Source organism: Allosediminivita pacifica (assembly GCF_003054175.1).
GTDB classification, from domain to species: Bacteria; Pseudomonadota; Alphaproteobacteria; order Rhodobacterales; family Rhodobacteraceae; genus Allosediminivita; species Allosediminivita pacifica.
In genome coordinates this window covers 84612-106354 of record NZ_QBKN01000015.1, presented here as the reverse complement: position 1 = coordinate 106354, position 21743 = coordinate 84612, and the positions used below count along the sequence as shown (strand labels likewise).

The window sequence follows — 21743 nt, the reverse complement described above, 5'->3', positions numbered from 1 at the left end:
TACAGGCGACTGTCGCTGCGGCATCCTGCCCGTTACCTCAGGGGGGCTCTGCAGGATGCTGAAACGGCACGTGATTCTGGCCCTTGCGCTCGCGGCTGCCACCGGGGCGCATCAGGCCACCGCACAGATCGGCGGGGAGTGGGAGGCACCGGCCAACCTGCCCCCCGACGGGTTCACCGGCGTGCAGTTCGTCGATGATCGCGGCTGCGTGTTCGTCCGCGCAGGCCTGAAGGGCGACACCCAGTGGATTCCGCGCGTCACCCGCTCGAGCCAGCAGGTCTGCGGCCAGACCCCGAGCTTCCGGACCACCGCCATCGATGCGCCCGCCACCACCCGCGTGGTCAGCACCGAAGACGCCTCGCCCGCACCAGCCCCCGCCCGCGAAAGGCAACCCGCGCCTCAGACCAGCGCGGCAAGGCCCCCGGACACGACCGCCACGCCAGCGCGCAACCCCAGGCCCCTCACCGAGGCCCCAGCCCGCACCCCAAAAACCGCCACCAGACCGGCGGTCGAAACGCGCTACGCCACATCCGCCTTCGACATGCCCTCACCGGCTCCGAAGGCCACCATCCCCGATCGCATCTCGTCCCGGGCCTGGATCGTCCCGACGCATGTATGGGAAGGGCGCGTTGCCGGAGGAGATCTTGCCATCCCGCCGGGATACCAGCCCGTCTGGACAGACGGCCGTCTCAACCGCTGGCGCGCATGGCAGAAGGTCCCGGGACAGGCCGCGACCCAGCAGATCTGGACCAGCACCGTGCCCAGAAGCGCGGTGCCCGCCGACGCGGCGCCGACCCTCACACCACCGGTCATCACCGGTCGGGTGCAGGCCCCCACGCCGCCAGCGCCCGACGGCTTCCGCCGGTTGACCACCCACCCGATGTACGACTGACAGCGCGGCTCAACCGTCGCAGATCGATTGCAGCCGCAGCCAGGCGGGATCGCTCAGCACGGTCCGGCTGCCCTCGACCGCGCGCGGATCGCCCTCGATCAGCGCCAGCACGCTCTCGCCGCTCGGGTCCCGATGATAGGCATAGGGCCGGCTGCGCAGCTCGGCCGCGGTAAAGGCCTCGATCACCTTGGCATCGTCCAGGGGCCGCGGCGTGCCGGTCAGCAGGTCGTCGGCATAATCGTCAAGCGCCGCCGCCGGCAGCTCGCCCGTGGTCAGCAACCGCAGGCTCGGCCACAGCCCGGCATGGCGCAGAAGGTCATGCAATGGATCATGCGTGGCCGCACGCAGGGATTCGACCAGCACGTAGCCCGCCGGCACGTCCGGGTCCTCGGGCCCCTCGATCACCTCGCGCGACAGAAGGATGGCCCCGCCCGGCAGGTGTGCGCTGCCGCTCACGCCCTCGGGAACGACCACAAGGTCACTGCCGCGCCCGGGCCCCAGCACCCGCCCTGCGAGCGACCGCAGCGCCGGCATGGCCTCGGGGGCGCGGCAGGGCTCGCCGGTCATCCGCGTGAGCTCCGACAGCAGCGCGCGGCCGATCTCCTCGCGCTTGACCTCGGGGACCACACGCGCCGTGTAGCCGATCAGCGCCCCGGGCAGCCAGAAGAAGACCAGCGCAAGCACCACCAGGGCCGCCGCCCCGCCAAGATACCAGCGCAGCTTGCCCGGCTGCGGGCGATGCCGGTTGATCGCGGTGATCAGCCGGTCGATCCCCTCGATCATCATCGCCTCGTCGGCGGGCAGCTCCAGCGTCTCGGAGTCGTCGCCTTCGGGATGAAACAGAGCCGGATCGTTGCCGCGGTTGCCGCGGCTCACGGCGGCAAGCGACCAGTGCGTCAGCGCCCGGTTCTGGATATCGGAAATCGTCAGCGTCGCCTCGCCCAGCGAAACGATCACCTCGCGGCGCTGCTCTCCGGCCCCGGGTCTCCAGAGCCCCACGGCCTCCAGCCGCTCATAGCCTTCAAGTGCGGTCATCCGCGCCGATCTGCCTGTCATGGATGCAATGTCTATATGCACCGTCGCACGGGGGAAAGCGGTCCTGCATCTCCCGGCGCCGGTTTTCACGCGCCACCGGCAAGTTCCTCCCCATCCCGTCCCGACGAGCGCCCGGCGCGCTTCTTCTTGGCCCAAATACTCCGGGGGAGCGGCCGCAGGCCGCGGGGGCAGAGCCCCCCCCTTGACGCGCCGCCACCCCGGGACATTCCTAAGAAATGGTTACCTAAACCAGGTAACCTGTTGATTTTAAAAGACCGAAATAATGTCCCGGCCCGGGACACCCGTGTCCCCGTCCGGTCCGACACGAAAAGGCCGCCGCCCCTGCAGGGACGACGGCCACAATGCCGGACTTGGCGCCAACCTCAGAGCTCAGGATACATCGGGAACCGTTTGCAGAGCGCCTCGACCTCAGACTTCACCTTGGCCTCGACCTCGCCGTTGCCATCTTCGCCATTGGCCGCGAGCCCGTCGACCACCTCGATGATCCAGTCGGCGATCTGACGAAACTCCGCCTCGCCGAAGCCCCGCGTGGTCCCCGCGGGCGAGCCGAGCCGGATACCGCTGGTCACGGTCGGCTTCTCGGGGTCAAACGGCACGCCGTTCTTGTTGCAGGTGATGTGGGCCCGGCCCAGCGCCTTCTCGGTCGCATTGCCCTTCACGCCCTTGGGGCGCAGGTCCACCAGCACCACGTGGGTGTCGGTGCCATGGGTCACCGTGTCGAGCCCGCCCTTGATCAGCTGGTCCGACAGCGCCTGAGCGTTGGCGATGACCTGCTTGGCATAGGTCTTGAACTCGGGGCGCAGCGCCTCGCCGAAGGCCACGGCCTTGGCGGCGATCACGTGCATCAGCGGCCCGCCCTGGATGCCGGGGAAGATCGCCGAGTTGACCTTCTTGGCGATCTCCGCGTCGTTGGTCAGGATCATGCCCCCGCGCGGCCCGCGTAGGGTCTTGTGGGTGGTCGTGGTGGCCACGTGGGCGTGCGGGAAGGGCGAGGGATGCTCGCCTGCCGCCACCAGCCCCGCGAAGTGCGCCATGTCCACGTGCAGCAGCGCGCCCACGCTGTCGGCGATCTCGCGCATGCGGGCAAAGTCGATCTGCCGCGGGATGGCCGACCCGCCCGCGATGATGAGCTTGGGCTTGTGCTCATTGGCAAGCTCTTGGACCTGATCGTAGTCCAACTCGTTGTCCTGCTTGCGCACGCCGTACTGGATCGCGTTGAACCACTTGCCCGACTGGTTGGGCTTGGCGCCGTGGGTCAGGTGGCCGCCCGCGTCGAGGCTCATGCCCAAGATCGTGTCGCCAGGCTGGATCAGCGCGGTGAAGACACCTTGGTTAGCCTGCGATCCGGAGTTCGGCTGCACGTTGGCGAATTCGCAGCCGAAGAGCTTGCAGGCCCGTTCGATGGCGAGGTTCTCGGCCACGTCGACCCACTCGCAGCCGCCGTAGTAACGGCGGCCCGGGTAGCCCTCGGCGTACTTGTTGGTCATCACGCTGCCCTGCGCCTCGAGCACGGCGGCAGAGACGATGTTCTCGGAGGCGATCAGCTCGATCTCGTCGCGCTGACGTCCCAGCTCGCCACGGATGGCGCCAAACAGGTCGGGGTCACGGGTTTCCAGGCTCTCGGTAAAGAAACCGTCGTCGCGATGGGGTGCGTTCATGGGGGCTCTCCCTTGCCAGGCATTCGGTTTGAGAGGTTTCGTAAAGGAAAGGGCGCGGAACGCAAAGACGGCAAAGCGACATGGCGGCCATTTCCCGCGGCATTGCTGGGCATTGCCGGAAAGTTGTGATTGCATCGCGGTGAACGGTGGCCTTTAGGAAACCCATGACTCTCCGCATCGCCTTCTGCGCGTCCAGCGCGCCCATCGCGCAATCCGCCCGCGCGGCCCTGAGCCGCCGCTACGGCGACCACGCCGAGGAAGGCGCCGACGTGATCGTCGCGCTCGGCGGCGATGGCTTCATGCTGAACACATTGCACCGCACGCAGGACCTGCATGTGCCGGTCTACGGGATGAATCGCGGAACCGTCGGATTCCTGATGAATGAATATTCCGAGCATGCCCTCGACGAACGCCTTTCGGCGGCCGAGGAAGCCGTCCTGAATCCGCTCTTCATGCGCGCCCACTGCGGCAAGGATCTCGTGCACGAAGCACTGGCGATCAACGAGGTCTCGCTCCTGCGTGCAGGCGCTCAGGCCGCCCGCCTGCGGATCAGCGTCGACGGCCGCGTCCGCATGGCAGATCTGGTCTGCGACGGCGCACTGGTCGCGACACCCGCCGGTTCGACCGCCTACAACTACTCGGCACATGGGCCGATCCTGCCCATCGGATCCGACGTGCTTGCGCTGACGGCCGTGGCTGCCTTCCGGCCCCGCCGCTGGCGCGGCGCCCTGCTGCCCAAGACTGCCGAGGTCACCATCGAGGTGCTTGAACATGAAAAGCGTCCGGTCATGGCCGAGGCCGACGCCCGCGGCGTCCGAGACGTGCGCCGTGTCCACATCCGTTCCGAGCCCGGCGTCGCCCACCGTGTGCTTTTCGACCCGGGTCACGGCCTGGAAGAGCGCCTGCTGCAGGAGCAGTTCGTCTGATCCGCGAGCGGAACCCTGGGTCCAGGCATGTGTTCCGCCTTCATGCAGACCCTGACCGCCATCCTTTCGTCACCCTGGTTCCTCATCATCTGGGCAGCCCTGGTGATCCCCTGCCAGATCGTGCTGATCCGCGACCTGACGCGGAACAACACGCACCTGATGAGTCTGATGAAAGTGGTCTGGGTGCTGACCGTACTCTACTCCGGCCCGTTCGGCCTGCTGGTCTACTGGCGGTGCGGCCGCAAGGAGATCCCCGACGACGGGCTCTGGCGCAGGGCTTTCCGGTCGGTCGCGCACTGCTACTCGGGTTGCGGCATGGGCGAGATCGTGGGCCTCATCATCGCGGTCGGACTGCTGCAGCTCGGAAACTGGGGCACGGCGGCCATCACCTTCACGCTGGCCTATGTGGCGGGCTATGCCCTGACCGTAGGCCCGCTGCTGCAGGGTGGCGAGAAACTCGGCACCGCGCTCAAGGATGCCGTCATCTCGGAAACGCCCTCGATCGCCGTAATGGAGGTGGTCGCCATCGGCGTGGACATGACGCTTGCCGGCGAGGCCGGCCTCGGGGACATCCGCTTTTGGTCCTCGCTGATCGTCTCGCTTACCTGCGGCCTGATCGCGGCCTACCCGGTCAACGTGCTGCTGATCCGCAAAGGCGTGAAGGAAGGCATGATGGATCCGCGCATGACCGATCACGCGCACCATCACTGAATAGCGCCCGGCGCGGCGCCGTGCCATGAACGGGCAAACCGTCGGAGCCCCGCGATGCTGAAAGCCTTCCACCATGTCGCCGTGATCTGCAGCGACTATGCCCGCAGCAAGACCTTCTATACCGAGGTGCTCGGGCTGAAGGTCATTGCGGAAACATACCGCGAAGCACGTGACAGCTGGAAGCTCGACCTTGCCCTTCCCGGCGGCGGACAGATCGAGCTCTTCACCTTCCCCGGTGCGCCGGCCCGCCCCTCGCGTCCCGAGGCGCAGGGTCTCCGCCATCTTGCCTTCGCGGTGGATGACGTGGCAGCAGCCAAGCAGACGCTGGAGGCACGGGGTATCGAGGTCGAGGACATCCGCCTCGACGAACTGACCGGCAAGCGGTTCACCTTCTTCGCCGATCCCGACGGGCTGCCGCTCGAACTCTACGAAAACTGAGCCTCAGGCCGGCTCCTTGGCGTAGCCGAGCCCTTTCACCGCCTCGCGGATCTCGTCGATGATGGCGGGATCGTCGATGGTCGCCGGTGGCTTGAACGCCTCGCCGTCGGCGATTGCGGCCATGGTCCGGCGCAGGATCTTGCCTGACCGCGTCTTGGGCAGCCGGTCGACCACAGTGCAAAGCTTGAAGGCCGCCACTGGCCCGATCTGGTCGCGGACCAGCTTCACACATTCGCGGGCGATCTCGTCATGCGGCCGGTCCACGCCCTTGGTCAGGCAGACAAAGCCCATGGGCAACTGCCCCTTGAGTTCGTCCTTCACGCCGATGACGGCGCATTCGGCCACGTCGGGGTGGGAGGCAAGCACCTCCTCCATGCCACCGGTCGAAAGGCGGTGGCCCGCCACGTTGATGACGTCGTCGGTGCGCGCCATGATCCAGACGTAGCCGTCCTCGTCGATCATGCCGGCGTCACCCGTTTCGTAGTAGCCGGGGAAATGGTCGAGGTAGCTCTTGCGGAACCTTGCCTCGGCACCCCAGAGCGTCGGCAGCGTGCCCGGAGGCAGCGGCAGCTTCACCGCGATGGCGCCCAGCGTGCCGGCGGGCACCGGGTGGCCCGCTTCGTCGAGGATCTGAAGATCGTAGCCCGGCATCGGCACCGAGGGGCTGCCGATCTTGACCTCCATGGCCTCGATCCCGGCCGGGTTGCCCGCGATGGTCCAGCCCGTCTCGGTCTGCCACCAGTGGTCGTAGACCGGCTTGCCCGTGACACGCTGCGCCCATTCTATGGTATCGGGGTCGGCGCGTTCGCCGGCAAGGTAGATCGCCTGGAGGCCGCTCAGGTCGTAATCCTTGAGATGGGTGCCCTGCGGGTCCTCGCGTTTGACCGCGCGCAGGGCCGTGGGGGCGGTGAAGAAGGACTTCACCTTGTGTTCCTCGATTACGCGCCAGAACGTCCCGGCATCGGGCGTGCCCACCGGCTTGCCCTCGAAGACGATGGTGGTGTTGCCGTGGATCAGCGGCGCGTAGCAGATGTAGCTGTGGCCCACGACCCAGCCCACGTCCGAAGCGGCCCAGAAGACGTCGCCCGGCTCCACGTTGTAGACGTTCTTCATCGTCCAGTTCAGCGCCACGAGATGTCCGGCGGTGGGGCGCACCACGCCCTTGGGCTGTCCGGTCGTGCCCGAGGTGTAGAGGATATAGGCCGGGTGATTGCCCTCGACCGGGACGCACTCGGCGGGCTGCACGCCGTACTGGAAGCCGTGCCAGTTGTAGTCGCGCCCTTCTTCAAGATGCGCCACTTCCTGCTCGCGCTGGAAGATCACGCAGAAGTCGGGCTTGTGGCCGGCCTGCGAAAGCGCCCCGTCGAGCAGCGGCTTGTAGTGCACGATCCGCCCCGGTTCGATCCCGCAGGAGGCGGCGATGATGCACTTGGGCTTGGCGTCGTCGATCCGCACGGCAAGTTCATGGCTGGCGAACCCGCCAAAAACCACGGAATGGATGGCGCCGAGCCGCGCGCAGGCGAGCATGGCCTCGAGCGCCTCGGGGATCATCGGCATGTAGATGACGACGCGATCGCCCTTCTCCACGCCCTTGGCGCGCAGGGCGCCGGCGAGCGATGCGACGCGGTTGCGCAGCTCCACATAGGAAATCTCGCGCTTGGTGTGGGTGACAGCGCTGTCGTGGATGATGGCCGCCTGGTCGCCGCGCCCGGCCTCGACATGCCGGTCCACCGCGTTCCAGCAGGTGTTCACCTTGGCGTCCGCGTACCATTCGAAGAGGTTCTCTCCGCGGTCGAAGAGCGCCTGCTTCGGGGGCTCGACCCAATCGATGGCCTGCGCCTGCTCGAGCCAGAAAGCCTCGGGATCCGATTTCCAGCTGGCATAGATGTCTTTGTAAGACATGTATTTTCCTCCTCCCAGGCGACCGGTTTCCTCCTGCCGGTCCTTGATCCAATGGGATACGGGCGCACCGGGCGACCGAGCAAGCGTGTTAGCGACGCTCAGGACAGAATCACGCAGCAAGGGGCGTGATTTCGCAAATCTCGGACTGCAAATCTTTGCAAAGATTGCAGATCAGCCTTCCTGCGCTGCAAAGACACTCAGCCTTTGCAAAACCCACGGCCAGAATCCGAAAGAAGACACGATATTGCATAAATACGCAATTTACTTCATTTTACGGCATATTGCCGAATCTCGTCGCGAGGCACCATGGACATCAACACCCCCGAGGCCCGCCAGGAAACGCTGCGCGCGCGGCTCGAACGCGGACTGTCTCTCAGCCTCTCCGCCACTGCCGCCGAGTTCGATGTCTCCGTCGACACGCTGCGGCGCGACCTCAAGGCGCTCGAGGTGCAGGGCTACGCGCGCTGCATCCGGGGTGGCGCGATGCCTGTCGCGCGTCCGGCACGCCCCGCCCTGGACCGCATGACCGAAACCGCCGCCACGCACGAAGCCTTGGTCGCCGCGACCCTCCCCCTGATCGAGGACGGCATGGTGCTCATGCTCGACGGCGGCACGACGGTGCTTGCCCTCGCCCAGGCCCTTCCGCCCCTGCCGAACGGCCTGATCGTCACACCCGCTCCCGCGGTCGCCCTCGCTGCGCTGGCCGCAGGCACGCCGGTGCAGCTCGTCGGCGGCCGCCTCTCGGCCTACGGCGCGATCGCCGTGGGACACGGGACAGTCGAAGAGATTTCAGGCATCGCCTCGGACCTCGCCTGCCTGGGGGCCTGCGGGATCGACGCCACCTTCGGGCTCGGAGCCGACGACATGGACGAGGCCGCGGTCAAGCGCGCCATGATCGATGCCGCGCATCGCAGCGTGGTCATGACAACGGGGGAAAAGCTCGGTCGGCGCGCAAGACACCGGGTTGCGCCTTGCAAAGCCCTGGGGGTCATGGTCAGCAACGCGACAGCCCAGCAGACCGCCCCCTTCGCAAGGACCGGCATGGAGATCCGCAATGTCTGAGCTCGTCACGCCCTGGCGCAGCGTCGCCGCCGCTTTTGCCCTGAACGGCATCCTGCTGGGATGCTGGGCCTCGCGCGTGCCCTCGGTCATCGCGAAGTTCGGCCTTTCCGAGGCAAGCTTCGGCCTGCTGCTCCTTCTGATGGGCGTGGGCGCGCTGGTGTCCTTCCCCTTCGCAGGCCGGCTGGCGGATCGCCTCGGGGCCGTGCGCGTGACCCGCTGGCTTGCCGCGCTGTACCTCCTGACCCTTGTCCTCGTGGGCCTCGCGCCCTCCGTTACCGCGCTCGGTGTCGCGCTTTTCATCTTCGGGATGAGTCATGGCGCGATGGACGTGACGATGAACAGCTGGGCGACCGAGGTCGAGGCTCACAAGGGCCGCTCGGTCATGGCTTCCTTCCACGCGATGTGGAGCCTTGGGGCCGGGCTTGGTGCGGCCAGCGGCTTTGTCGCCACCAGTCTTGCGGTCCCAACGGGCCTGCACTTCGCGGTGTTGGCCCTGCTTGCCACGTTGCTCTTCGGCCCGTTCCTGAACACCACCTGGCAATCCCGCGTCCGCGCCACCCAGACCGGAGATCCCGCCTTTGTCCTGCCGCGGGGGCCGCTGTTCCTCGTGGGATTCATGGCCCTCGGCGCCGGGCTGGGCGAGGGCTCTGTGACCGACTGGAGCGCGGTCTATCTGGTCGACACCGTGGGCACCGGCGAAAGCGTGGCGACACTGGGCTACGCGGCCTTTTCGGTCACCATGGTGATCATGCGCCTTTGTGTGGATTCGCTCATCACACGGCTCGGGCCGGTCACCGTCGCCCGCGCCAGCGGGCTTCTGGCCGCCACAGGCTGCCTGCTCACCGTCGGCATTCCATTGCTTCCCGTTGCGCTCGCGGGCTTTGTCCTCATGGGCGTCGGCTACGCCGCCATCGTGCCGCTGGCCTTCAGCCGCGCAGCGAACGACCCCGAGGTTCCGGCCGGCCAGGGTATCGCATCGGTCGCGACCCTCGGCTACGGCGCGATGCTGCTCGGCCCCCCGGCGATCGGCTTCGTGGCCGAGGCCACCTCGCTGCGGACCTCCTTCCTGCTTGTCGGCTGCCTGGCCCTCATGATTGCCATGCTCGCGCCGGTCCTGTCACGCCCCGCACGGGTCACCGCCCGGGCCTGATCCGGCGCACGCACCTCCGCGACCGGTCAGGCCGTCCCCGCGCAGGTCCCGTTCTGCAGGGCGCCAAGCGCCTCGCGCTTCTTGCGGTCGGCGTCGATCAGCTTGTTCGTGAGGCTGTCGCGGTTTGCCGAGAGGGTCGCCAGCGTCACCCGCCCGAACTCGCTCTCATCGCCGCGCAGCTTCTCGCTGTCCGAAAGGTTCTTCTGAAGCAGCGTCGTCAGCCGGAACTCCTCGAGCTCCGCCCGCAGAAGCTCCCGGTTGAGGCCGTTGAAGCAGCGCAGCTCGTCCAGCGCCGCGATGGCCGCCCCGTGCTGGCTGGTCTGCAAACGCTCCAGTTCCTCTTTCGTCTTCGCGAGCTGATCGGCCGTGGCGAAATAGGTGATGGCCCCATAGCCGGCGCTCGCCAATGCCACGACGATCACGATCAGGTCGCGAAAGGGCTTCAGTACCTCGATGAGCTTGGTGATGACCTGCAAGCCGGATCCCCCTCAGCGCACGATGCCCAGTTCGAGCATGTCCTTGGTTTCGCAAAAGCAGCTCGATCCGGCGGTGGTGTAGCCGACCCAGCAAGCCCCCGCCGCGGTCAGGCAGATGTTGGAGATATCGACGCCGAGCGCCTTGGACTGCTCACCCTCGAAGCTCCATTGCGCCTCGGTTTTCTGATCGACGAGATCCTGGTATGGGACCAGCGTAACGCCTTCCGCCGACCGCACCGGCGCCGCAAGCTGCGCATCGAAATCGCGCAGCGCATCCTCGATGATCTTGCCGCTCGGCGCCGCGACGGGCGACTGGACACTGAATTGCTGCTGCGCCTCGCTCGGGGCCGAGAAGAGCCCCTGCGCACTAAGCGCGCCGGGACACGAGAGAACCAGCGCCAGAAGGGCAAATCGCATGGCGGTCTCCGGAAATGGATGTATCAATAACTGACACAACCATAGCAAGAACGCGCTGCGCTGTCATGCCTTTCGGCGCCGGTCAGCCCCTCAGCTGTAGTGATCCACGGGCGTGCCCGCGATGGCCGCCATGTTGAGCAGTCCGCGTGCGCTGATCGAGGGCGTCACGATATGTGCCCGGTTGCCCATGCCCATGAGCAGCGGCCCGACCTCGAGCCCGCTCGCCTTCATCTTGAGGATGTTCTTCACGGCAGAGGCCGCATCCGCGTCCCCGAAGATCAGCACGTTGGCGGCGCCCGTCATCCGGTTGCCCGGCAGCAGCCGTTCGCGCAGCTCCGGATCGAGCGCCGCGTCAAGGTTCATCTCGCCCTCGTAGCAGAAGTCCCGTTGTTCGTCGTCGAGCAGTTCCAACGCGGCGCGCATGCGCTGCCCCGAGCCTTCGGTGTGGTTGCCGAACTGCGACTGCGAACAGAACGCGATGTTGGGCTCGAGCCCGAAGCGCCGCACGTGCCGTGCCGCGCCGATGGCGGTCTCGGCAAGCTGCTGCGGCGTGGGCGAGGCATGCACATGCGTGTCCGCGATGAACAGCGGCCCGTCCTCGAGGATCATCAGCGACAGCGCCCCCTGCGGATGAAGCTTCTTCGTCGCCAAGACCTGCCGGATGTAGTTCAGATGCCAGCGGTACTCGCCGAAGGTCCCGCAGATCAGGCTGTCGGCCTCGTCGCGATGCACCATCACGGCCCCGATGGCGGTGCTGTTCGTACGCATGATCGCGCGCGCGAGGTCGGGCGTCACGCCCCGCCGGGCCATGATCTCGTGGTAGGTGCCCCAGTAGTCGCGGTAGCGCGGGTCGTTTTCCGGGTTCACGATGTTGAAGTCGCGGTCGGGGCGGATTTCCAGCCCCATGCGCTCGCACCGCATGGCGATGACCTCGGGGCGGCCGATGAGGATCGGCTGTTCGGTCGTTTCCTCGAGGATCGCCTGTGCCGCCCGCAGCACGCGCTCGTCCTCGCCCTCGGCAAAGACGATCCTGCGCGCCGCCGTGGCCGCCGCCTCGAACACCGGGCGCATGAGAAGGGCCGACTTGTAGACGCTGGCATCGAGCCTGCGCTTGTATTCCTCGAGATCCTCGAGCGGGCGCTCGGCGACGCCGGTTTCCATCGCGGCCTTGGCGACGGCCTTGGACACCACGCCCGACAGGCGCGGGTCGAAGGGCTTGGGGATGAGATAGTCGGCCCCGAAGGTCAGCTGCTCGCCGCGGTAGGCGGCGGCGGCCTCGGCGCTGGTCGTGGCGCGGGCGAGCGCGGCGATCCCCTCGACGCAGGCGACCTGCATGGCATCGTTGATCTCGGTCGCGCCCACGTCGAGCGCGCCGCGGAAGATGAAGGGGAAGCACAGGACGTTGTTGACCTGGTTGGGAAAGTCGCTGCGCCCGGTCGCGATGATCGCGTCGGGCACAACCTCGCGCGCGAGGTCGGGCATGATCTCGGGCGTGGGGTTCGCCAGCGCAAAGACCACCGGGCGCTTGGCCATCGACTTCACGTGTTCAGGCTTGAGCACGTTCGGCCCCGAAAGGCCGAGGAAGAGGTCCGCGCCTTCGATGACCTCGCACAGGCTGCGCAGGTCCGACTTCTGCGCGAACTCGGCCTTCTGGGGTGTCATGTCCTCTTCCCGGCCCTCGTAGACCAGTCCGTGGATATCGCAGAGCCAGATGTTCTCGCGCTTCACGCCCAGCTTCAACAGCATGTTCAGGCAGGCGATGCCCGCCGCTCCGCCGCCTGTCGAGACGACCTTGATGTCCTCGAACTTCTTTTCGGCCACGTGCAGCGCGTTGGTCGCCGCCGCGCCCACGACGATCGCCGTTCCGTGCTGATCGTCATGAAAGACCGGGATGTTCATCCGCTCGCGGCAGATCTTCTCGACGATGAAGCAGTCGGGCGCCTTGATGTCCTCGAGGTTGATCGCCCCGAAGCTCGGCTCCAGCGCACAGACGATCTCCGCAAGCTTTTCCGGATCGCTCTCGTTTAGCTCGATGTCGAAGCAGTCGATGTTGGCGAACTTCTTGAAGAGCACCGCCTTGCCCTCCATCACCGGCTTGGAGGCCAGCGCACCGATGTTGCCGAGCCCCAGCACCGCCGATCCGTTGGAGACCACCGCCACGAGATTGCCGCGCGCGGTGTAGCGCGCCGCCGCCTTGGGATCCTCCTTGATCTCGAGACAGGCCTCGGCCACGCCGGGGCTGTAGGCGCGTGCAAGATCGCGACCGTTGGCAAGCGGCTTGGTGGCGCGGATCTCGAGTTTTCCCGGCTTGGGAAACTCGTGGTAGTGAAGCGCCGCCTGGCGCAGCGTCTCGTTGCTGAACTCGGACATCGCGGGCAAGTCTTTCGTCATGGTGCAAGGGCGCGCATGGCTGCGCCGACAAGCGCGTAGAACCTCACGTCACGAAAGTAAATCGCGCAGACGCAGCAGGACAAAGATGCTGCGGGGCAGAAACCGACCACGCCTTGTCCCGTCGGGCCGGCGACCGTATCTAGGACGCAAGCGCTTAGATGCAGGAGAGCACGATGTTCAAGGGAATGGGCGGTCTTGGCGACATGGCCAAGATGATGAAGTCCGCGCAGGAAATGCAGGGCAAGGTCACGCAGCTTCAGGAAGACCTGAAGGCGATGGAGGTCGTCGGCGAAAGCGGTGCCGGTCTCGTCAAGGCCACGGCAACCGCCAAGGGCGAGCTGAAGGCTCTCGACATCGACCCGTCGATCTTCAACGGCGACGAAAAGGAAGTGGTCGAGGACCTGATCCTTGCCGCGATCAAGGACGCCCAGGCCCGCGCGCAGGAAAAATCCGAGGCCGAGATGCGCAAGCTCACCGAGGAAATGGGCCTGCCCGCCGACATGAAGCTGCCGTTCTGAGCCGGCACCGGGCGGCCTTCAGCGCCGCCCGAGCTTCCACAGACGAAAGTAGAAGGCGGCGGACATGACGATGGCGAAGGCCAGTCCGTAGCTCGCGACCTCCAGCAGGAAGTCCTCGATCCCGGCGCCGGGGTAATCGCGGTGGTTCAGTATCGCCATGACAAGCCCGTAGGGCACCCCGAAGGTCCAGAGCCCGTAGCGGAAGAAGTACCCCAGGAAGCCGCCCCGCCGCATGGACGCGCGCTTGTCGTCCTCGATGTAGCGGATCTTCGGCTTGCCGCCGATCCTTCGACCCTCCACGAGGATCTGCCCCCCGGCCCGGATCGTCCGCCCTCCGACCCGACCAACGACGCGCACCGGCCCGTCTTCGGTCTCGATGTCGCCGGACAGTTCGGACTGCAGCTGCGGCAGCACCGCCTCCTTCGCCGCGAGAAGCTCGCCGTCCACGCTCAGCGTCTGGAGCGCCTTTGGCGGAATCAGACGCCACCTGTGGGTCAACTCGATCTCATGCGCTCCGTAGCGCGCCGTCCAACGCCGTCTCGGCATCACTTCCCTCCCCTGTTTCGCCAGCGGCGGTGACGTGCTTGCGCTCATCGCTGCGATGCAGGACTCTTGAAACGCACAGCCGGAGCCAACGCATGTCCCGCCCGAACCGTTCGGAAATCGACACGCTGATCGACCTGCTGGCCCGGCTTCCGGGCCTCGGGCCCCGATCCGCACGCCGCGCGGTGCTGTTCCTGATCCGCAAGCGGGGCATTCTGCTGCAACCTCTGGCCGAGGCCATGCAGGCGGTCGCGCAGAATGCCCGCGAATGCCTGAACTGCGGCAACGTCGGCACTACCGAGATCTGCGAGATCTGCAGCGACGACACCCGCGCCAACGGCCTGCTCTGCGTGGTCGAGGACGTGGCCGACCTCTGGGCGATGGAACGCGCCGGGGCCTTTCGTGGCCGCTACCATGTGCTTGGGGGGACCCTCTCGGCGCTGGACGGCGTCGGCCCTGACGAGCTGCGGATCCCGCAGCTCAAGGACCGCATCGCGGGCGAAGAGATCACCGAGGTCATCCTTGCGCTCAACCAGACCGTCGATGGCCAGACCACGGCCCATTACATCGCCGACCAGATTGAAGACCGCGTCGCGCTCAGTTCGCTGGCGCAGGGCGTGCCCATCGGCGGCGAGCTCGACTACCTCGACGACGGCACCATCGGCGCCGCCCTGAACGCCCGAAAGAGGCTCTGACCCGGCTCTCTGGACGGCATCGCATCATCGTGCTCAAAGGCAGGCACGCAATACCGGGAATGCCGTCATGATCCGCCGCCTCATCCTCCCGCTCGCCCTCGCAAGCCTCGCTCTGCCCAGCCTCGCGGCGGCGCAGGACCGTGCCGGTGTCTACGACCTGCCCGCAGGCACCCCCACGCCCGCCACCGATCTGCCGGCGCTGCGCTCGGGCGACACGCTGACCGTGATCGACTCGGCACCGCTGTCGCAGTCCGACCTCATGATGCGCGAGGCGGGCTTCGGTTTTGCCGATCTCGTGCAGGACAACAGCCAGTCGCGGGGCCGCTGGATCGCCGGATATGCACGCTGGGGCGGACAGCAGGTCGACGACGCGCAGGACAGCGACTTCCATACCCGCGGCTTCGTGCTGGGCCAGGGGCTCGGCTGGCAGGGCCTTTCGGCCTTTGTCGGCTACGTCCAGGGCCAGAGCGACATGGAGGACGGCGACCACTACGCCCGCATCCGCACATACCTTTACGGTCTGGCCACCGACGGCACGCGCGGCAAGGTGGACTACGGCGCCACGCTCTTCAGCGGCGGCACGCACAACAAGCTGGCGGGAACGCGGACGGGCGGCGTCGACAACGACGGGCGGCTCTGGGGGCTCAGCCTGCGGGCCGGCGGTCCGGTCTGGGCAGGCACCGGCGCGGGCCCCATGCGCTTTGATCTGCAGACCGACTACCTGCGCCATGAAACCGAGGGCGGCGCCGTGGCCGACCTTCGGGCGGACACCGACCGCCGGGTCGCGCACGTCACGCGGCTGAAGGCGGAGCTTTCGATGCCGGTGGACACCGACTGGGGCACGCTCACGCCCTACGGATCGCTTGCCATCGAGCGGGGCGAAGGTGACGACATCGACATCGCCGTTTCGGGCGCCTCCACTAGCGTGCCCGCCACGGACCTGCTGGACCGCGAAGTGCTGACGGTTGGGGCCGAGATGACGCTGCCCGCAGGCTTCGGCGGGAGGCTCGAGATCAGCCACGCCGCCGGTGAAACCGGCGCCGCGCTGGCCGTGACCAAACGGTTCTGAGAGGGCTCAGGCCGCCTCGACCGCCCTCGGCTGGCAGAGCGCGCCAAGAAAGCGCCCCGTCCACCAGTCGACATCTTCATCGCGGACGTTTTCCCAGAGCCGCGCGTGCCGCGCCTTGCGCTCCTCCAGCGGCATCGTCAGCGCCCGTTCCAGCGCCGCGGCCATCTCGTCGGCGTCGTAGGGATTGACCAGCAGCGCATCGGTCAGTTGCTCGGCCGCGCCGGCGAAATGCGACAGGATCAGCACGCCGGGGTCCTCGGGATCCTGCGCGGCCACGAACTCTTTGGCGACAAGGTTCATCCCGTCCGCCAGCGGCGTCACCATCACGGCGTCCGCGCGGCGATAAAGCCCTGCAAGCTCGTCCCGGGGCAGCGACCGCCGCACGTAGCGGATCGGCGTCCAGTCGATTTCTCCATAATCGCCGTTGATCGAACCCGCCGTCAGGTCAAGCTGCATACGCATGTCCTTGTAGGCGTCCACATCCTGCCTTGAGGGTGGCGCTACCTGGAGCAGCGTCGCCGGCTCGTCGGTATTCGAGCGACGCCCCAAGTAGGCGCCGAAGCCTTCGAAGCGCTGCACCAGCCCCTTGGAATAGTCGAGCCGGTCGACACCCAAAACCAGCTTCTGGCCTTTGTGCATGAAGAGCCGCTTGCCGACCTTCGATTTCTCGGCCGTTGCGCGATAGCCTTCCGCATCGATCCCGATGGGGCATGCCATGGGTCGGCACCGACGCCCGGCCACCGAGATCGTCCCATCGCTTTCGATGAAGCTCGGACACTCGTGGCGGAAGAGGTTCTCGCACCGCTCGACGTCTGCCTCGGTCTGCAGGCCGAAGACGTCGTAGGAGGCGACCCAGCTGCAGATGTTCTGCGCGTCCGGCAACGCCGGCACGTGCGAGGCCTCGGGGAAGGGAATGTGCAGGAAGAAGCCGATGCGGCTCTGCACACCCCGCTCGCGCAGCATCGCGGCCAGCGGCAGGAAGTGATAGTCCTGAACCCAGAGCGTATCATCCGGGCCCGCGAACTCGGCCACCATGTCCGCCACCCGGGCGTTCACGTCGAGATAGCCCTGCGCGTAACCCGGCCGCACCTGCATCAGGTCGGCGCGCCGGTGAAAGACCGGCCACAGAACCGCGTTCGAATAGCCAAGGTAGTAGGTGTCGTACTCCTCCCGCGACAGATCGAAGGTGTAGCGCGTGTAGTTGCCCTCCGCGATCTTGGTCAGCCCTGCCCGAGGCTGCTCCACAGGTCCGCCGGAACTTCCGATCCAGATGCCCCCGCGGGCGTTCAGGCAGTCGTGCAGCGCCACCACCAGACCGCCCGAAGGCTCTTCCTCGGTGGGGATGCGGTTTGAAATGACGATCAGTCTTTGCTCGGCCATGCCTCGGATCCTTCTCCGCTGGTCCACATCCACAGGGCTGCGCGGAGTTCGGTCGGATCCTCTGCGCGAAGGGGTGCGCCGGTCTCTCCCGTTCCGACCTTGCAGGCCAGGTCCCCGTGGTCGAGAAGGTAACGCATCGCCACTTCGTCGGTTGCGTCATCCCCGAACAGGATTGCCTTTCTGCAATCAAAGGGTTGACGCGATCTCAGCAGGCCGACGGCAATATCCTTGCCGATATCGTCCGGCCGGAGCTCCAGCGCCATCTTCGCGCGGTGAAGCTCAATCCCCGGATGCGTGGCCGCGAGATCGGACATCCGGCTCACGAGCCGGGCCTCCAGATCGGGCACGCGACGGTAGTGCAGCACGACGCCCGTGGGCTTGCGCTCGGCGATGGTGCCCGGATGCTGCCGTGCCAAAGCTTCGACCGCCCGGGTCAGCTGTCCCAGAGCCTCGCTGCCCGCCAGCGGATGGGTCTCGAGCAACCCGTCGATGCGCTGCTCGGCCCCGTGACCGCCGATGATGACCCCCTCAAAGCCAGGCAGGAATTCCTCGAGCGCACCAACCGACCGGCCCGAGACCAGCGCCAGCGCGCCGCCCGTGACCTCGGTCAGCCTGTCGAGAAGATCGGGAAGATCCTCCGGCACGGCGATCCCGTCCGGTGTCTCGGCGAGATCGACGAGCGTGCCGTCGAAATCCAGGAAAACCGCCGTCTCACGAAGCGGCGGAAGGGCGGCGACGAGATCGCGGGCGCTCATCGGCGCCGCCCCGGGAAGACGACCTCAGCGGCGGTCGTTTTCCTCGTCGTCGTCATCGCTGTCGCCGGGCAGGTTGAAGAAGCTGTCCGCGTCGGTGTAGTCGCCATCATCGCGGCTGGACTCGGTATCCTCGCCCTCTTCCTCGCCCTCGTCGCGGGGATCGGAGAGTGAGAAGCTCTGCAGCCCCTCAATGGCAGAGGGAAGCCGCGGCTCGGGCTCCATCTCCAGGCTCTGTTCGGTAGACACCAGCTTGCGGCGCTCGTCATCAGTCATCACCTCTTCGCGCTTCTTGGCGGCCTTGGCCACCGCGGCGTCGAGCTCCGACTGCTTGCACAGGCCCAGCGCCACCGGGTCAATGGGCTGGATGTTCTGGATGTTCCAATGGGTCCGCTCGCGGATCGCCTGAATCGTCGGCTTGGTCGTGCCCACCAGCTTCGAGATCTGGCTGTCCGCCAGCTCGGGGTGGAACTTGACCAGCCAGAGGATCGACGCGGGGCGGTCCTGGCGCTTGGACAGCGGCGTGTAGCGCGGACCGCGGCGCTTGTCTTCGTCAACAGCCGCCGGGTTGTGCTTGAGCTTCATCTTGTAGAGCGGATCCTTCTCCGCCTTGTCGATTTCGCCCTGCTCCAGCTGGTTGTTGCCGACCGGGTCGAAGCCCTTCACGCCGGTCGCGACGTCGCCATCGGCAATGCCCTGGATCTCCAGCTCGTGATAGCCGGTGAAATCTGCGATCTGCTTGAAGGTCAGCGTGGTGTTATCCACGAGCCAGACGGCGGTCGCCTTGGGATGCAGCAGTTTGGCCATGTGCCTCTCTCCTTCGAGTCTCGTCATGGGCGCATCGGGCGCCGCGTGTCACATCGCCCGGGGCCGGTGGCGCGCGAGCGGGCAAATCTTCTTCCCGCGCCGGGCCTTTCGGGCCTCGGCGGTTCCGGAGTGGTCCGGAACACGTCACCGTTGTCGGGAAACTGCCGCGCTATATAGTGCCCTACGGTTAAGGAAGAAAGAGCAAATGCGCTGGATCATCGCCCTCCTGCTGAGCGTCACCATGGCCCGGGCCGAGGGCGACCGCCCCGGAAACTTCGATTACTACGTTCTCGCGCTGAGCTGGTCGCCCGCCTGGTGCGACGCCGTGGGCGAGGCCCGCGGCTCGCCGCAATGCGACCGCGACCTCGGCTGGGTGCTGCACGGGCTCTGGCCGCAATACGAAAGCGGCTGGCCGTCGGAGTGCCCGACCAGCATCGCCGACCCGTCGGAAACCCTGACTGGGCAGATGACCGACATCATGGGCGACCGGGGCGCTGTCCGGCATCAGTGGCGCCGCCACGGCACCTGCTCCGGCCTTGATGCACAGGCCTTCTTCGACCTGTCGCGGCGGGCTTATGACGGCGTCGCCCGCCCCCAGGTCCTGCGCGATCTCGACCGCGAGGTCACTCTGCCCGCATCGGTCATCGAGGAGGCATTCCTAAAGGCGAACCCCGACCTCGAACCGGACCAGATCACCATCACCTGCCGCGACGGCGGCATCCGCGAGGCGCGGATCTGCCTGACACGCGATCTGGAGCCCCGCACCTGCGGCGCCGACGTGATCCGCGACTGCACGCTGGACGACGCGCGTTTCCTGCCCATCGACCGCTGAGCCGTCAGACCACCGCGATCAGGATCAGGATCGACAGCGCCAGCAACGCGATGCCGCCAAGCTCGCGCCGCGTGACGCTCTCCTTGAAGACCAGCACCGAGGCCGCGAGCGAAAAGACCAACTCCACCTGGCCCAGCGCCTGCACCAGCGCGGCGGTCTGCAGCGTGAAGGCCGTGAACCACGACAGACTGCCCGCCATGGAGCTCAGCCCCAGCCAGACGGCGACCCGGCGCGCGCCCCATGTCGCGGCCAGCTGCCCCGGCGCCCGCAGCGCAAGGTAGAACCCCATCGCCAGCGCCTGCGAAGATGTCACGCAGACCAGCGTTACCCCCGCCCGGAGCAGCGCATCGTCAGTCGCCAGTTCGAGCGAGGCCGCGCGGTAGCCCACCGCCGAGATCGCGAAGAAAAACCCCGAGGCAAGGCCAAGCGCCACCGCCCTGGTGCCCAGCCTGTGCCAAAGCGTGCCCGCCGATCCCGGCGTCTCGGACAGCAGCAGGACACCGACTAGACCCACCGCAATGGCCGCCCAGCCCGCCGGGCTGATGACCTCGCCCAGAACTAAGAACCCGACGATCGCGGTCTGGATCACCTCGGTCTTCTTGAAAGTGATGCCCACGGCAAAGTTGCGCTCGGCAAATAGCGCCACAACGCAGATCGTAGCCAGGATCTGCCCCAGCGCGCCAGCCCAGGCCCAGCCCCAGAAGGGCCAGCTCAGCGCAGGCAGCGCCGATCCGGTGGCCAGCACGTAGCCGCCCACCGCAAGCGCCGCGAAGGGCGCGGCATAGGCGAAGCGCGCGAATGTGCTGCCCGTGGGGCCAAGGCCCCCGAGGCTCAGCTTCTTGTGCAGGATGAACCGCAGCGTCTGGAAGAAGGCGGCAGCGAAGGTGGCGATGATCCAGAGTTCCATGCCCGCCGCTATGCGCCGCTAGCCGCGCGGGGGAAAGAGAGGATGCGGCACCGGGTCCTTGGCGCGCCAGAAATACCGGCGGAAGATCTCGGAATAGGACTCGTAGAGATAGCCCCGGTTCCGCGCGAGGTAGCGATCCCTGTTGGCGCGATAGACCTTTGGCAGCCGATACCACGGCACGGCGGCGTGCAGGTGGTGCACCACGTGCAGGTTGTTGTTCAGGAAGATCAGCGCGAGCGGGCCTCGGTCCTCGATGATGACCGTGCGGCCCTCGGCCTCCTCGTGGGCCTGGTGCTCGAGGAAGGTCCGGATCTTGAGGATGCCCAGCGCCGCGTAGACGCAGATCACCCAGGCCCAGATCGGCATGGCCGCCGCGCTGACCATCCACCACAGCACCACAGCAACCGCTGGCACGTGCAGCAGCCAGGCCAGCCAGACCCGCCGGTTCCCCCGCGCCAGTGCCCGCAGGTCCGGCAGCAGGAAGGCAACTGTGCCGATCATCGGCCCGAAGAACAGCCGCCCGGCGAGCGTATTGTTGACCTTCAGCAGCACGCGCATGGGCACCGACAGTCGCGCCCAGACGGCCGGATCGAGGTAGTTGCTTTCGGGATCGTCGTAGGGATCGGTCAGCCGGGAATCGCGATGGTGGGCAAGGTGCGTGTCCTTGAACCGCATGTAGGGCACCGTCACCGCCAGCGCCGGAAAGACCAGCGCCCCATTCCAGAACCGCGACCTGAAGGGGTGGCCGTGCAGCATCTCGTGGTTCAGCGAGGAATGCAGCGCCGTCGCGACCACGACGGCAACCATCGCAAGCGGCAGCCAGACCACCGCAAGCCAGGTCGTTCCCAGCGCCCAGAGCAGATAGCAGCCCGCCAGCAGCACCAGCGTCGGCCATTCGAACCGCTCAGACATGGCGGCCCCAGCGGATGCCGGCCCAGACTCGCTCGTATACGAGATAGCACAGGAACCCGAGCACGGCATTGATCGCCGCCATCCCACCGCCCAGCACCAGTGAGCCGGTAAAAACAAGCCCGACAAGGCTCATCGTCACCAGTCCCAGCAGTGTCCAGAGAACGGATTTCAAAAGCGTGCGTGAGCGGGATTCCATGAATCCTCCTTCTTGAATTCGGGGAGTTTTCGTTCTGCTCCACGCTATCGCCG

23 protein-coding genes are annotated in these 21743 nt (G+C 66.8%); 10 read left to right on the top strand and 13 right to left on the bottom strand.

Translation table 11 applies throughout. The features are described 5' to 3' along the window. Positions 1-55 precede the first annotated feature (55 nt). Complete coding sequence (locus C8N44_RS13050) at positions 56-892, top strand: hypothetical protein (RefSeq protein WP_107977225.1); 837 nt, start codon at positions 56-58, stop codon at positions 890-892. Positions 893-901: 9 nt separating this feature from the next. On the opposite strand, the gene C8N44_RS13045 is transcribed toward C8N44_RS13050, so the two are convergent. Then, positions 902-1927: a hypothetical protein gene (locus C8N44_RS13045; RefSeq protein WP_107977224.1), complete on the bottom strand. Its 1026-nt coding sequence runs from the start codon at positions 1925-1927 to the stop codon at positions 902-904. Positions 1928-2310: 383 nt separating this feature from the next. Further along, positions 2311-3606: a serine hydroxymethyltransferase gene (gene glyA / locus C8N44_RS13040; protein WP_107977223.1), complete on the bottom strand. Its 1296-nt coding sequence runs from the start codon at positions 3604-3606 to the stop codon at positions 2311-2313. A gap of 164 nt (positions 3607-3770) precedes the next feature. Here glyA and C8N44_RS13035 point away from each other — a divergent pair, with 164 nt between their 5' ends. From C8N44_RS13035 to gloA2, 3 genes are read left to right on the top strand one after another with little or no spacing between them, the layout of a single operon-like run. Then, positions 3771-4532, top strand: coding sequence for an NAD kinase (locus tag C8N44_RS13035; RefSeq protein ID WP_107977222.1), 762 nt, complete (start codon positions 3771-3773; stop codon positions 4530-4532). Between the two features lie 42 nt (positions 4533-4574). Beyond that, positions 4575-5243 (top strand): DUF4396 domain-containing protein, encoded by a 669-nt coding sequence (locus C8N44_RS13030; RefSeq protein WP_107977239.1) that lies wholly within the window; start codon positions 4575-4577, stop codon positions 5241-5243. A 54-nt stretch (positions 5244-5297) separates the two neighbouring features. Then, positions 5298-5681, top strand: a complete 384-nt coding sequence (gloA2, locus tag C8N44_RS13025) for an SMU1112c/YaeR family gloxylase I-like metalloprotein (protein WP_107977221.1) — start codon at positions 5298-5300, stop codon at positions 5679-5681. A 3-nt stretch (positions 5682-5684) separates the two neighbouring features. On the opposite strand, the gene prpE is transcribed toward gloA2, so the two are convergent. Then, positions 5685-7583, bottom strand: coding sequence for a propionate-CoA ligase PrpE (gene prpE, locus C8N44_RS13020; RefSeq protein WP_107977220.1), 1899 nt, complete (start codon positions 7581-7583; stop codon positions 5685-5687). A 306-nt stretch (positions 7584-7889) separates the two neighbouring features. On the opposite strand from prpE, the gene C8N44_RS13015 reads away from it, so the two are divergent. Both C8N44_RS13015 and C8N44_RS13010 read left to right on the top strand, forming a co-directional pair. Beyond that, positions 7890-8645 carry a DeoR/GlpR family DNA-binding transcription regulator gene (locus C8N44_RS13015; RefSeq protein WP_107977219.1) on the top strand — a complete coding sequence of 252 codons (756 nt, stop codon included), beginning with the start codon at positions 7890-7892 and terminating at the stop codon, positions 8643-8645. Further along, on the top strand, positions 8638-9795 hold the full coding sequence (locus tag C8N44_RS13010; RefSeq protein WP_107977218.1) for an MFS transporter: 1158 nt from the start codon (positions 8638-8640) through the stop codon (positions 9793-9795). Before C8N44_RS13015 ends, C8N44_RS13010 begins: the two co-directional genes overlap by 8 nt. Before the next feature lie 26 nt (positions 9796-9821). Here C8N44_RS13010 and C8N44_RS13005 read toward each other — a convergent pair whose 3' ends face one another. From C8N44_RS13005 to C8N44_RS12995, 3 genes are all read right to left on the bottom strand, one after another. Beyond that, a complete protein-coding gene (locus C8N44_RS13005) occupies positions 9822-10271 on the bottom strand; it encodes a hypothetical protein (RefSeq protein WP_107977217.1) in 450 nt (149 codons plus the stop codon). Between the two features lie 12 nt (positions 10272-10283). After that, positions 10284-10688, bottom strand: a complete 405-nt coding sequence (locus C8N44_RS13000; protein ID WP_107977216.1) for a hypothetical protein — start codon at positions 10686-10688, stop codon at positions 10284-10286. Between the two features lie 90 nt (positions 10689-10778). After that, positions 10779-13058, bottom strand: a complete 2280-nt coding sequence (locus C8N44_RS12995; protein ID WP_107977215.1) for an NADP-dependent malic enzyme — start codon at positions 13056-13058, stop codon at positions 10779-10781. A 194-nt stretch (positions 13059-13252) separates the two neighbouring features. On the opposite strand from C8N44_RS12995, the gene C8N44_RS12990 reads away from it, so the two are divergent. Next, positions 13253-13597, top strand: a complete 345-nt coding sequence (locus tag C8N44_RS12990) for a YbaB/EbfC family nucleoid-associated protein (protein WP_107977214.1) — start codon at positions 13253-13255, stop codon at positions 13595-13597. Positions 13598-13615: 18 nt separating this feature from the next. Here C8N44_RS12990 and C8N44_RS12985 read toward each other — a convergent pair whose 3' ends face one another. Then, entirely contained in the window at positions 13616-14143 is a 528-nt protein-coding gene (locus C8N44_RS12985) for a hypothetical protein (RefSeq protein ID WP_107977213.1), read from the bottom strand. A gap of 92 nt (positions 14144-14235) precedes the next feature. Here C8N44_RS12985 and recR point away from each other — a divergent pair, with 92 nt between their 5' ends. Beyond that, complete coding sequence (gene recR, locus C8N44_RS12980; protein ID WP_107977212.1) at positions 14236-14835, top strand: recombination mediator RecR; 600 nt, start codon at positions 14236-14238, stop codon at positions 14833-14835. Positions 14836-14902: 67 nt separating this feature from the next. After that, positions 14903-15904, top strand: coding sequence for an autotransporter outer membrane beta-barrel domain-containing protein (locus C8N44_RS12975; protein ID WP_107977211.1), 1002 nt, complete (start codon positions 14903-14905; stop codon positions 15902-15904). A 6-nt stretch (positions 15905-15910) separates the two neighbouring features. Here the strand turns inward: C8N44_RS12975 and C8N44_RS12970 are convergent, their stop codons facing one another. From C8N44_RS12970 to C8N44_RS12960, 3 genes are read right to left on the bottom strand one after another with little or no spacing between them, the layout of a single operon-like run. Beyond that, positions 15911-17284, bottom strand: a complete 1374-nt coding sequence (locus tag C8N44_RS12970; protein ID WP_107977210.1) for an alpha,alpha-trehalose-phosphate synthase (UDP-forming) — start codon at positions 17282-17284, stop codon at positions 15911-15913. Further along, positions 17266-18039: a trehalose-phosphatase gene (otsB, locus tag C8N44_RS12965; RefSeq protein WP_107977209.1), complete on the bottom strand. Its 774-nt coding sequence runs from the start codon at positions 18037-18039 to the stop codon at positions 17266-17268. Before otsB ends, C8N44_RS12970 begins: the two co-directional genes overlap by 19 nt. Positions 18040-18063: 24 nt before the next feature. Continuing rightward, entirely contained in the window at positions 18064-18843 is a 780-nt protein-coding gene (locus C8N44_RS12960; protein WP_107977208.1) for a DUF1013 domain-containing protein, read from the bottom strand. Between the two features lie 205 nt (positions 18844-19048). Here C8N44_RS12960 and C8N44_RS12955 point away from each other — a divergent pair, with 205 nt between their 5' ends. Beyond that, positions 19049-19675, top strand: a complete 627-nt coding sequence (locus C8N44_RS12955; RefSeq protein WP_107977207.1) for a ribonuclease T2 family protein — start codon at positions 19049-19051, stop codon at positions 19673-19675. Positions 19676-19679: 4 nt separating this feature from the next. Here the strand turns inward: C8N44_RS12955 and C8N44_RS12950 are convergent, their stop codons facing one another. From C8N44_RS12950 to C8N44_RS12940, 3 genes are read right to left on the bottom strand one after another with little or no spacing between them, the layout of a single operon-like run. Then, complete coding sequence (locus tag C8N44_RS12950; RefSeq protein WP_107977206.1) at positions 19680-20582, bottom strand: DMT family transporter; 903 nt, start codon at positions 20580-20582, stop codon at positions 19680-19682. 18 nt (positions 20583-20600) lie between these two features. Further along, a complete protein-coding gene (locus tag C8N44_RS12945; protein ID WP_107977205.1) occupies positions 20601-21494 on the bottom strand; it encodes a fatty acid desaturase in 894 nt (297 codons plus the stop codon). Further along, positions 21487-21690, bottom strand: coding sequence for a DUF2061 domain-containing protein (locus tag C8N44_RS12940; RefSeq protein ID WP_107977204.1), 204 nt, complete (start codon positions 21688-21690; stop codon positions 21487-21489). Before C8N44_RS12940 ends, C8N44_RS12945 begins: the two co-directional genes overlap by 8 nt. Between the last annotated feature and the right edge of the window lie 53 nt (positions 21691-21743).